We start from the raw sequence: 12,277 nt of genomic DNA, 5'->3' as shown, positions 1-12,277 counted from the left end.
ATAAAAACTATATATTATATTTATTCTCGCTTTCTAGATAGAGTAAAACACTAATGAAGACCAATAAAAATTACAGTGAAGCTAGCAGTCGTTAGCCATTTACTATCTAGGTTTTAAATCAAAAGCATAAGAGGGTGATAAAATGAATACATCAGCAATAAAATTAAACAATGAATCAATTCCATATGGCTTTTCGGTAGCTCCATTTGCAGCGAATCCACGTTTACAAGTGATAAAGCTAAGCTCTGAAACAGTAAAAGGATTTATTGAACAGGCATTACCGTTAGGAGTGCAGGCGATAGAGTACAAGCCATTTTTGCGTTTTCATGTTGCGGGTATTCTTAATAACCTCACTAATAATACTTTAGGTGCCTTACTGTTAGGTATAATCAAGAATAGAGATACGGGTGCCTTTATGTTGCAATGCGAGCCTGTTGCGGCTGAATTTGATCAGCTTGAGTTCAATATTTTATTATCGACTGCTGTTTCTCACTTAATTGGTGTACCTAATTTAGATGCTATGTATGGCAAGTTTTATGCGCGATTCAGCGTAAAAAATGAAGATAATAGTGATAGTTATTTACGTCAAGCTCATCGACGTATGGAATTACACAATGATGGCACCTATGTAGAGGAACGCACCGACTGGGTTATTATGCAAAAAATAGCGGAAGAGAATATGGCGGGCGGTGATTCTTTGTTATTACATGTAGATGAATGGCAAGATTTAGAAAAATTCTATAATCATCCGTTGGCGAAAGAAGATATTCAATGGACATCGCCAGCGAGTAAAAATATTACTTATAAAATGCAACATCCGGTGTTTTTCGAAGAAGATGATAATGGTCGACCTAAAATGCTATTTATCGATCAATTTGCTGAACCTTTAAATATGCGCCAAGGTCAGTATTTATATGAAATAGGTACATCATTAGAAGCAGAAAAAAATACCTTTAATGTCCGTGTTCCTGTGGGCAGTATGTTAGTGGTGAATAACCACGCTTGGTTACATGGTCGTGATAAATTTGTCGCCGATAAAGGACTTTATCGTGAATTACTGCGTCAGCGCGGTGCTTATTGTGAAAACGCAAAACTGAAATCGTAAAGCTAAGGTATTTATATGATCTATGACTACATAATTATTGGCGGTGGTATTGTTGGTGTATCGACTGCTTGGCAGCTAAAACAACGCTATCCAGATAAAAAAGTATTATTATTGGAAAAAGAAAGTGAATTTGCCACTCATCAAACTGGACATAATAGCGGTGTTATTCATGCTGGCGTATATTATGAGCCTGGCAGTTTAAAGGCTAAGTTTTGTCGAGCAGGGGTAGATGCCACTATCAATTTTTGTCAGCAACATAATATTCCTTTTAATCAATGCGGTAAGTTGTTGGTTGCCACCAATGAATTAGAAGTAAAGCGCATGGAGGCGCTTTATCAACGCTGCCAAAAGAATAATATTGAAGTGGAGTTATTAGATAAGCAGCAACTTAAAATTGAGGAGCCTAATATTACCGGGCTTGGCGCTATTTTGGTTAGATCGACAGGCATTGTCGATTACCAACTCATTACCATTAAAATGGCGCAGGAATTTCAGTCTTTGGGCGGTGAATGCAGACTAAATACCAAAGTAACTCAGTTAAAGGAAACGGCAGAAGAGATTCGCGTGAGTACAAACCAAGGTGAATTTTCTAGCCGTTACTTAATCACGTGCTCAGGTTTAATGGCTGATCGTGTGGTTAAAATGTTAGATATTAAAGTCGATTTTCAAATTGTACCGTTTCGTGGTGAGTACTATCAGTTGCCAGCGAATAAAAACGCCATTGTTAATCACTTAATATATCCGATTCCTGATCCAACATTACCTTTTTTAGGTGTGCATTTAACTCGGATGATTGATGGCAGTGTCACTGTTGGTCCCAATGCGGTATTGGGTTTTAAACGAGAAGGTTATGGCAAAGTTAATATTAACTTACGTGATATTAAAGAAATGGTGATGTTTGCTGGCTTCTGGAAAGTACTGTGGAAAAACTTGAGTTCTGGCATTACTGAGTTTAAAAATTCACTCTTTAAAAAGGGTTATTTAACCTTGGTGCGAAAATATTGCCCCTCAATAGAGCTATCAGATCTCAAATCATATCCTGCAGGTATTCGTGCGCAAGCAGTAATGAATGATGGCAGTTTAGTGCATGATTTCTTGTTTGCTAATAGCGAGCGAACAATTAATGTCTGTAATGCGCCATCGCCAGCAGCGACTTCGGCCATCCCCATTGGTGGTTATATTGTTGATAAAGTCAGTGAACATTTTTGTTCGTAATCTAAATTAAAAAAGAGCAACTTGCTCTTTTTCTATTCTTATTGAAGCGGCTAGCTCATTGGACCATAATAAGATTAGCTACCAGCTTTTGATAGATATTTTTGCATTTCTGCCGCCGGAACCATGCCGCCCCCCGTAGCCCAAATAAGGTGTGTTGCGTTTACCAATTTTTCATTGCTCATCTCTATACGTTTTAGATATTCATCACTGTTAGCAACAACAATGGGGCCTAACATACCAGCCATTGCAGAGGGCTCTAATTGAATACCTTCTACCTTATTTAATAGCCCAAGCAGATCATACATTCTCTGATCGCTGATGGTATAAAAACCATCTAACAGTCTTTCCATTGCCCGGCCAACAAAGCCAGAAGCTCTTCCAACAGCCAGGCCATCAGCAGCGGTAATATTATCGATGCCGATATCTTGAACGGCAATGCCATCATGTAATCCAGTGAGAATTCCAAGTAACATGCAAGGGGAATGTGTTGGCTCGGAAAATATACAATGCACGTTGTCACCAAAAGCCATCTTCAGCCCAAATGCTACGCCACCAGGACCACCACCGACGCCGCAGGGCAGGTAGACAAATAGTGGATTATTTTCATCTACCACAATATGCATAGCATCAAACTGTTGTTTCAGTCTTTCACCGGCAACGGAGTAGCCTAAAAATAGTGTTTGGGAGTTTTCATCATCGATAAAGAAGCACTCGGGATTATTTTTAGCTTCCTTGCGACCTTGCTCTACGGCTACACCATAGTCTTCAGTGTATTCAACAACATTAACACCATGAGAGCGGAGTTTTTCTTTTTTCCACTGGCGCGCGTCTGCAGACATATGCACACTCACTGAAAAACCTAGTTTTGCGCTCATAATACCAATAGACATACCAAGGTTTCCCGTTGAACCAACAGCGATGCTGTACTGGCTAAAAAAGGACTTAAACTCTTCGGTAAATAGCTTACTGTAATCATCTGAAAGCTCAAGCACCTCTGCTTTTATTGCTAGTTTTTCAGCATGTGTCAATACTTCATAAATGCCACCACGCGCTTTGATTGAACCTGAAATGGGCAGGTGACTGTCTTTTTTTAGCAGCAGTTTACCTTGAATTTCTACTTCATATTGCTGCTCTAGTTGCGATTTCATTGCTGAAATTTCAACTACGTCAGATTCAATAATGCCATTGGTTGTGGCCGTTTCGGGGAATGCCTTTACCATGTAGGGGGCAAAACGTGCTAATCGGTCACTGGCATCTTGAATATTATTGTTATCAAGTCCGACATAAGGAAGGCCTTCTTGCAGCGAAGTAATATTAGGGTTAAACCAGCTTACCTCTTTTAGTTCAACCATTTTTTTTATGAGGGGAAAGTCAGCTATTAGCTGTGCAATGTTATCGTTGTTCATTATTACCTCTCAATCCGCTTTATGATGTTGTGCTTAATAGTATTAAACAATAATCGTCACTGACTGACAAATGATGATAATTCAACTTCACATGAGTTAGATATAAACAAGAAGGTGAAAATCGTTAAGAAAGCAGGATATTATTGAATTTGAGTTATTTTATGTTGTGCATGATGGTATTGTTGTTGTTTGAACTTGTCGAAAATCGTCCATGGAATAGCCTGCGTTATGTATACTCAAGACAATGTTATCTCTAACAATAAACGGTTAAATAGTTTTCAACTGTCTAAAATGCATACCTTTGAAGTGGCCGCTAGGCACTGTTCTTTCTCTCTTGCGGCGGAAGAGCTGTCGATGACGCCAAGTGCCATATCTCATCGAATAAATGCCTTGGAGAGCGAATTAGGTATTTTGTTATTTAAACGCTCACACCGAAAAATTGAGTTAACCAAGGAAGGTGAACGCATTTATATCGCGGTAAAGTCCTCATTTAGTAGCTTAAATCAGGAAATACTCGAGGTAAAAAGCAATGAAATTTCTGGTGAGTTAACTGTTTATTCTCGACCTTCTTTTGCGCAATGCTGGTTGGTGACTAGAATTGCCGGTTTTCAAAAGCAATACCCTGCTATTTCACTCAACATCTTGACGGGAAATGAAAATATCAACTTTCATGGACATGGCATTGATGTAGCAATTTATTTTGATGAAAAACAACCGAGTAAGTTATATTGTCAAGATATTATGACAGAGACGATAGTACCGGTATGTAGCCCGGAGTACGCTGAAGAATTTGATTTAATAGGCAAGATTAATAATTTAAGTCAGTGTACGTTGTTACATGATAACCAAGCATGGGGATATGATTCCAACACAGATGAATGGGCATTATGGGCAAACAATTTCAATATAAACTGCTTAGCTTCCAGTGCTAGTATCAGGTTTGACCGCTCAGATTTGGCCGTTATCGCAGCTATGAATAATGCTGGTGTAGCAATGGGTAGGGAGAGTCTTATCAGTAATCAAATTAAGAGAGGAGAGTTGATTAAACCCTTTCTTGATAAAAAAATTCTGTGTCCACAGCGGTATTATGTTGCTACGTTACCTAATAATAAAAACACAAAAATAGAATTATTTATTGAATGGCTAAAAAATGAAGTACAAAACGAAGAGTTTTCACGTATGCCGTGATGTTTAATCACGAACGTACGTGTTACCTGTTAATTAGAGTAAATAAAAGTTGATCAACGGCTGGTCAAAGTAACACTATTAACTTTATTCTATTCAAATAAAAAATTGCTTAAGCAATTTTACCTACGGACAAAATACGATCGCCAACCTTGTTTAAAATGGTAATTTCACCTTCACATACAGCAATAATTGATTTACCCTTTTTAAATTCTTCAGGTAAGACAACTCTTCCTTGATGATTTTTTGGAAAGGATTTTACTTCATGTAGTAATTCAAGGGACTCAACCTGATAATAAATGATGGTCACTTGAGTTAATGTTTTTTTCATACTGGACTCTTATAATTATTTTACTTTGATATTATGTCAAAAAATTTGAAATAAGCAGCTAAGTATTATCCCATAGGTGCTATTTTTTTATTTAGATTTAAATCAATAGGCATCTATAGCTAAGTAGATTAGTCACAGTATAGCCAAAAAAAAACACCAACGATTATCGTTGATGTTTTATAGAATTTGATTATTTTTAAATTATTAAGATGGATTCTTAAATCGACGAGAAGCAAAACCAATCAAGCCCAATGCGAAAATAGCAATAGTAGAAGGCTCAGGTACTTCTGATACAACTAGGTTATCGAATGAGCTAAAACCAGAAAGATTACGGAATTGGATTGAATTAACGCCTGTCATATTGAAAGCAAAATTGCCTTTGCCGATCACATCTACTTGGTTAATCTGATTATTGGCACTATCTAAGCTGGTAAGTTCCCAACTGGCGTTGCTGGTACTGTTGTTATACCAACCCATATCCATTCCAAGGAAATCAAAATTCTGTCCTGAAGTCGCTGATAATATGAAAATTGCTTGGCTATTCCATGTTTCAAGAAAGCGGCTGTTTGCTCCCCAGCCGATTGCTCCAGTTCTATTAGCATAGTTTGCAGATTCATTTAATGTACTGATTACATTAATACAGTTCGTGCAGCTAACTGATATTTCAAATCCAGCTTCAGTGTAAATCGGTAAAGATTGATATCTAAAGCTTCCACCAGGAAGTTCGTCAAGTGTTATTATTGTGGCATTTGATGATGTTGCAAATAACAACACACAGGCTAGTCCAAGCATTTTAAAAATTGATTTGTTCATATTGATATTCCTTTTAATTCCTTCACACAGTATACGAAGGTGGATACGTCATCACTTATGTTTCGTAATATAAAGCACAAAACACGCCAAGTTAATAATAGTGAGCTATTACAGTATGATAAAGGAAATACCTTGACGAATATATATTAACTGTAAAATAGCCTGACATCTTTCACTCGTCAACCAGCTGATTATATTAATTTTAACTGTGTGATGGGATAGTATCTCTAGCCTTTGACTTGGAATATAACTATTGAAAACACTGTTGATTGCCCCTGATGAAGCTAAATGGTACTGGTTTATCTATGGTAAGGATGCGGATATAAACGCTAATTTCAGACAATGATTAAAGAAAGGTATCGTGTTGAAGTGCGCGATATCTCTCTTTAATATTTCAAACAAATTAATTATAAATTACCGAATTTACCGTTTGTATTTTTCCATTGCTCTTTTGGAATAATCGTTTCCATTACATCCCAGTGCTCAACAATTTTTCCATTTTCAACACGGAATAAATCGTAAAATGAAGTCGGCTTATCGGCAAAAGAGCCTTCACTGATACTTAATACAAAGTTACCTTCACCGAGTATCTTATGATTTTTGGTATAGACCATTTTAATGCCGTTTTTCGCCATTGCTTCCAGCGCTTGACCTAATCCGGATAAACCGTCGGCGATTACCGTATTATGCTGATGGTAAAAGTCGCCCTCAAAGAAGGCGCTTAATTGATCAAATTGCCCCTTAACTAATATGCTATCAACAAAGTTTGCCACTAATGTTTTGTTTTCATCTGTCTTATCTAAATCATCCACTGTTGTTGGACCATCTATTTGGCTACGTCCGCTTGGATTTGGTGTTGCTGATTTATCGTCTAAATTATCCCAGTGCTCGACAATCAAACCGTCTTCAAATCTAAACAAATCAAAACCAATTTTGGGGCCAAAAAAGTTATAGTCAGTGTGAGTAAATACATATTCCCCATCAGTAAATGAACGCGCTACATTTACCTTGGCACTATTTTTAGGTAAGGCTTGTAAAACAGCACCAAAACCAGCTAATCCATCTCCTACAGCCAAGTTGTGCTGGGTATACTTTACTGGATTTACATAACTAATAGCGGTTTGGTCACCGGTTTCAATACTATTAAGTAAGGCAATGGCTTTTTCTTGATTTGATATATTCATCTTTATCTCCGAATTCACAGGGGTAGCGTTACAGGCAGTGATGGTTAACAATCCTGCTACGACAGTCGTTAAAAAGCTTTTTTTCATCGTTATTTCCTTCTAAATAAGATGAGGGAATTATATGTTGTTGCTTAGTAACTGTTCAGGTGAATTGAGGCATAAAAATGGTAAATATCTAACCTTGGTTTAATTTTTTGAATTGTGAAGGGGTGAGAAGAGTGTTCTTTTTGAAGTACTTTACGAAGTTAGTGACCTCATCAAAGCCTAATTCGTCAGCAAGTTGCTGAACGCGGATATTTTCAATTGAAAGCTTTCGCTTTGCTTCTAAAATGATATACGCATTAATTAGTTGCTTTGTCGTTTGTTTTGTTGCCAGCTTACAGATTTGATTAAGCGACTTATACGTCATATGCAACATGTCAGCATATATTTTTGCATCGCGTGTGTTGGTATAATTTACTTCAAGTAACTCAATGAATGTCATAAATTTTTCCGTACGAGATTCACTCAAATATTGCTCAAAAGATCGAGGTCGCTCACTTGATAGCTTGGTTAATACTGCCGAAAATATTAAGTTTAAGAAATTCAAATTAGGGTCTTTTACTTGATATTCCTTTTCAATCTCTGTGAGCAGTACGTCACAGGTGTTTCTTATTTTTTTTGATAATGAAAAGGTAGGCGAATAGGAGGTAAGTAGATAGTTATGAGCGGATAAAGGCGTTTTGATCGTGGTAAGAATAGTATCAAGGTATTCATCAGTAAAAATAATCAGCTTACCTTGTGGTTGGTTGATTAAATCAAATGCGTGAACTTGGTTTTTATTAATATAAACAACACTTCCAGCTTGAGTAGTATAGGTATTGAAATCAATAAAGTGTGTTCCGCGACCTTGCGTTATGTACAATATATTGTGAAATTTTATACGGTGTGGTTTTGCAATAAAATTTTCAATGTCATCATCAGAGCGCTTATAGATATCAGATAATTCAATGATTTCTATCCCAATATTTTTATGAACCTTGGGGTTGAATTGCACTTTTGGTATGTTCATCTATTACTAATTTACTTCTCTAGGTAACTTACTTTTAAAATAATAAATCACGTTTGTATAGTGATTTATTGATACGGTGACGATAAAATTAACGTTAGCAGTAATTAGCAAAATTAAAGCTTAGCTTTCCACTTAACTAAGTTTTCATATGAATAGATTGTAACTAGGAGATCTTAGTTACAATCGTTCCATAATTAGATAGTAAAATCAGCAAGCTAGCAAAAGTCATCTATCATTAATATTGTTAATGAAAGTACTATACGTATTCCTTAACCAATATAAACAGCTCTGACCACAAATATACAGCTTTGTGTATTTAACATTGTTTGCTAGTTTAAATATGTGAAGGAATGTCATTTTTCCTAGTTAGGCTTTACAAATAATAAAACTCAAACTGTTTGTATTATTTGATGTAGTGATTTGAGGATATATGACAGAAATAGCGAACAAAGAAACACAGCTACAAAAAGAGATTGAGCAATTACGTTCAGAGCTTGTCGCAGCACATCTAAGTAAAGACGTTCGTACCGCGGAACTTCTTAATAGTGAAGAGCGCTTTGCTCTGGCTATGCGCGGTGCATCGGATGGTCTGTGGGATTGGGATTTAGCTACGGATGATGTTTATTACTCCCCTCGCTGGAAAAGTATGCTGGGTTACAGTGAACATGAGCTCGAAAATACGTTAAGTACCTGGGCTGCAATGGTTCATGTTGATGATAAAGGTTTTGTCCTAAAGAATGTTCAGAAATTCTTATCTGGGGAAGTAGACACATTTGAAGTTGAAATGCGTATGCGCCATAAAGTAGGCCATGACGTTTTTATTCGCTCTCGTGCTTTTAAAGTAACCCGCGGTGAGAATAATGAGACAATACGTTTAATTGGTACCCATGTTGATATAACACAACAAAAAAAATCAGAATTTTTCAATGAAAGAAATACCAAAATTCTTGAGCTAATTGCCAAAGGCAAGCCCGCCTCTAAAATCTATGCTGAAATTGCGTTAATGTACGAAGAGCGTCACTCTGGATTACGTTGTTCAATGCTCGAATTAAAGGGGGGGAAGCTGTTACATGCGGGTGCACCTAGCCTACCAAAATCTTATTGCAAAGCAGTACATGGTCTTGAATATGGCCCACAAGTTGGCTCCTGCGGTACATCTACTTATACCGGAAAACGAGTACTTGTCGAAAATATTGCAACTGATCCTAAGTGGGCTGACTTAAAGTACGTAGCACTTCCTTATGGTATGCGCAGTTGTTGGTCAGAACCTATTAAAAGCTCTTCTGGAAAAGTATTAGGAGCTTTTGGTATGTATCATGACTATCCGGCATTGCCTAACGAACAAGAATCTAATGATCTTACATCAGCAGCTCGACTTGCTGGTATTGTCATGGAGCGAGAACAAAATCAAAAACGTATTCAAAACTTAGCCTATACCGATGAGCTAACTAAGCTTTCCAGCCGCCCCCATTTTTATATAAACATTGAAGAGTTAGTAAAAATATCAGCACGTGAAAAAAACAAGTTTGGCCTGTTATATATCGATCTTGATAATTTTAAGACGGTTAACGATAGTCTAGGGCATGACGTTGGAGACTTACTCCTTAAGAAAGTTGCACAGCGTTTAAAAAGCGCATGTCGTGAAATTGATTATATTGCTCGCCTTAGTGGCGATGAATTTTGTATTGCCGTTAATAATGTGATGGATGACTACGGTGCTGCTCACGTTGCTCAACGTTGTCTTGAACTGATATCAAAACCTGTAGAGCTAGCTGGAAGAAAGTTTACACCAGCCTGTAGCATTGGTATTGCACACTATCCCGACGATGGCATCGACCTACAAACTATATTAAAAGCAGCAGATACTGCGCTGTATGCGGCGAAGGATCTTGGAAAAAATAGGTTTGCTTTTTATAAGAAAGAGCTAACCGATAAAGCAGAATACCGTTTTAAAATAGAACAACATTTAAGAGAAGCGATAGAACAACAACAATTGTCACTCGTTTATCAACCAAAAGTTGATATTAAATCGGGCAACATCATAGGCGTTGAAGCTTTATCTCGTTGGAATCATCCACTGCTCGGTCAGGTTTCTCCAGTAGACTTTATCAGCATGGCCGAACAAATCGGCATGATAAAACCACTCACTGAATGGGTCTTGAAAACAGCTTGTAACCAGTCAACGTTGTGGAAGGAAGCTGGTTTTTCTTCAATTATAATGGCTGTTAATATATCACCAAGTCATTTTCTTGATAGTGATCTGGTGCCACTGATCAAGCGTGTTATTAAAGAAACAGGAATATTGCCGGGTGATCTTGAACTAGAAGTGACTGAAGGGGTGATACAGACTAACCCAGAAAATCTTGCCGTTTTTGAGCATTTAAAAGAGCTGGGTATATTACTGGCAATTGATGATTTCGGTGTTGGTTATTCATCCTTCGCCTCACTGAAACATCTTAATGTAGACTACTTAAAAATTGATAAATATTTTATCGATGACATTCTTGTCGACCATAAAGCAAAACTTTTGGTTGGTTCGATGATTGAAATGGGGCATAACCTTGAGCATAAAATTACAGCTGAAGGTATTGAAAGCGAAGAACAAGCGACTATGCTTCAGGAGCTTGGTTGCGATTATGCACAGGGGTATTTTTTTAGTAAACCCGTTAGTGCCAATCAAATTTCAAAATTATTAGGTAGAAAATTAACAGGACAGTAATTGATGATTAAGAGTTTGTTGAGCCTGTAACTGATTTTGTTAGTTACCGTTCACTAATCTATCCTTCTGCAGTAGTTGCTCCTGTACTCATCTGAGGCGATACATCAGTACTCACCAAGTTAGAAGCAACGCTGTGGCGCAGAATCAGAAGACATAGATCATCACCATTAATGAAAAACTTCATTACTAAAACGCAAATGTTTACTATTTGCAGTCATGATTTTAAAATCTTCATTGTTAATACGTAATAACTTTCGATGATCACCAGCTTCAATATAAACATAATCTAATTGGTCTAATAGCTCATCGCATATCATTTGCATATTGAAAGCCTCACCTACGGGCGGAATAGCCCCATGCTCACAGTCACTAAACATGCGATAGACTTCTTTTTCTTTAAGTAACTTGTAACTGCCGAATAGCTCATCATTAATTACAGATAAGCTTATTTTATTTTTAGCAGGTAATACAGCCATTAATTTTCTATCTTCATGGTCTTTTAAAATGACAGCTTTGGCTATTTGGTTCAGGGGAATCTTCGCCGTAATAGCACTATCAAAAGAGCTTGCACTGTGATCATGTTCAATGGCCTGAAAAGATATATTCTGTGCGGTTAAGTAGGAGTCGAGTCGGTTAGAAATAGTCATAGGAACCTCCACATTATATTTGGTTCATCTAAAGTATAGGAGGTGAGTTTTTTTTAACCAGTTGTTGCCAAGTTGCTCGAGTCAGCAACTCATGTAAAAGATAAACATAGGGGTTGAGTTTCAAGAGACTCACTACAGTAGTTAGATAGTAATATGATCGTTATAGATTTAACAGAATACAGGATATACACAGGAGCAGTTTATGAGTTGTAAATTTGTTGTGTGTGTTTTCAGAGGAGGATATTTAAAAGTGGTCGGTGATGCAAGATTCGAACTTGCGACCCCTTGGACCCAAACCAAGTGCGCTACCAAGCTGCGCTAATCACCGATTATCTTTTCGTACTTCTATTCTTTAACTTATGGAGAGTTAAAGATGGGGTGGCTAAAGGGACTTGAACCCTCGACAACCGGAATCACAATCCGGGGCTCTACCAACTGAGCTATAGCCACCACTGAGGTGTACTGATACATATTATAGAAATATGAGTGCTGCTCTTTAACAGCGCGGCGATTGTATTGCATTTCGTTGCTTGTTGACAAGAAAAAAATGCGTTTTATGTTACTTTTTTAGTAAATATTTTGAAAAATCATAAATTGCTTAACTAAAGTGCAACTTTATCC

At 37.2% G+C, this 12,277-nt stretch carries 10 protein-coding genes and 2 tRNA genes; 4 read left to right on the top strand and 8 right to left on the bottom strand.

Annotated features, from left to right (window positions below):
* Positions 1-142 precede the first annotated feature (142 nt).
* Positions 143-1,105, top strand: coding sequence for a glutarate dioxygenase GlaH (gene glaH, locus CXF79_RS21305; protein ID WP_101157764.1), 963 nt, complete (start codon positions 143-145; stop codon positions 1,103-1,105).
* A 15-nt stretch (positions 1,106-1,120) separates the two neighbouring features.
* Positions 1,121-2,320, top strand: coding sequence for an L-2-hydroxyglutarate oxidase (gene lhgO, locus CXF79_RS21300; protein WP_101157762.1), 1,200 nt, complete (start codon positions 1,121-1,123; stop codon positions 2,318-2,320).
* A gap of 74 nt (positions 2,321-2,394) precedes the next feature.
* Here lhgO and CXF79_RS21295 read toward each other — a convergent pair whose 3' ends face one another.
* Complete coding sequence (locus CXF79_RS21295) at positions 2,395-3,726, bottom strand: D-serine ammonia-lyase (protein ID WP_101157760.1); 1,332 nt, start codon at positions 3,724-3,726, stop codon at positions 2,395-2,397.
* 228 nt (positions 3,727-3,954) lie between these two features.
* On the opposite strand from CXF79_RS21295, the gene dsdC reads away from it, so the two are divergent.
* Positions 3,955-4,914, top strand: coding sequence for a DNA-binding transcriptional regulator DsdC (dsdC, locus tag CXF79_RS21290; protein WP_101157758.1), 960 nt, complete (start codon positions 3,955-3,957; stop codon positions 4,912-4,914).
* 109 nt (positions 4,915-5,023) lie between these two features.
* Here dsdC and CXF79_RS21285 read toward each other — a convergent pair whose 3' ends face one another.
* The 4 genes from CXF79_RS21285 to CXF79_RS21270 all read right to left on the bottom strand — a co-directional run bounded on the left by CXF79_RS21285 (position 5,024) and on the right by CXF79_RS21270 (position 8,290).
* Positions 5,024-5,242: a TIGR02922 family protein gene (locus CXF79_RS21285; RefSeq protein WP_101157756.1), complete on the bottom strand. Its 219-nt coding sequence runs from the start codon at positions 5,240-5,242 to the stop codon at positions 5,024-5,026.
* A 204-nt stretch (positions 5,243-5,446) separates the two neighbouring features.
* A complete protein-coding gene (locus tag CXF79_RS21280; protein ID WP_101157754.1) occupies positions 5,447-6,055 on the bottom strand; it encodes a PEP-CTERM sorting domain-containing protein in 609 nt (202 codons plus the stop codon).
* 407 nt (positions 6,056-6,462) lie between these two features.
* Positions 6,463-7,326 (bottom strand): nuclear transport factor 2 family protein, encoded by an 864-nt coding sequence (locus CXF79_RS21275; protein WP_101157752.1) that lies wholly within the window; start codon positions 7,324-7,326, stop codon positions 6,463-6,465.
* An 88-nt stretch (positions 7,327-7,414) separates the two neighbouring features.
* Positions 7,415-8,290, bottom strand: coding sequence for a helix-turn-helix domain-containing protein (locus CXF79_RS21270; RefSeq protein ID WP_101157750.1), 876 nt, complete (start codon positions 8,288-8,290; stop codon positions 7,415-7,417).
* 430 nt (positions 8,291-8,720) lie between these two features.
* On the opposite strand from CXF79_RS21270, the gene CXF79_RS21265 reads away from it, so the two are divergent.
* The gene (locus CXF79_RS21265; protein WP_101157748.1) at positions 8,721-11,009 is read left to right on the top strand and encodes a bifunctional diguanylate cyclase/phosphodiesterase; all 2,289 of its coding nucleotides are present in this window, start codon (positions 8,721-8,723) and stop codon (positions 11,007-11,009) included.
* Between the two features lie 167 nt (positions 11,010-11,176).
* Here CXF79_RS21265 and CXF79_RS21260 read toward each other — a convergent pair whose 3' ends face one another.
* The 3 genes from CXF79_RS21260 to CXF79_RS21250 form a co-directional block, all read right to left on the bottom strand.
* Positions 11,177-11,656, bottom strand: coding sequence for an aminoacyl-tRNA deacylase (locus tag CXF79_RS21260; protein ID WP_101157746.1), 480 nt, complete (start codon positions 11,654-11,656; stop codon positions 11,177-11,179).
* A gap of 251 nt (positions 11,657-11,907) precedes the next feature.
* A tRNA-Pro gene (locus CXF79_RS21255) sits at positions 11,908-11,984 on the bottom strand.
* Between the two features lie 46 nt (positions 11,985-12,030).
* Positions 12,031-12,106: transfer RNA gene (locus tag CXF79_RS21250), tRNA-His, on the bottom strand.
* Positions 12,107-12,277 lie beyond the last annotated feature (171 nt).

Source organism: Colwellia sp. Bg11-28 (assembly GCF_002836245.1).
Classification (GTDB): domain Bacteria; phylum Pseudomonadota; class Gammaproteobacteria; order Enterobacterales; family Alteromonadaceae; genus Colwellia; species Colwellia psychrerythraea_A.
This window is presented reverse-complemented; position numbering and strand designations above follow the sequence as displayed.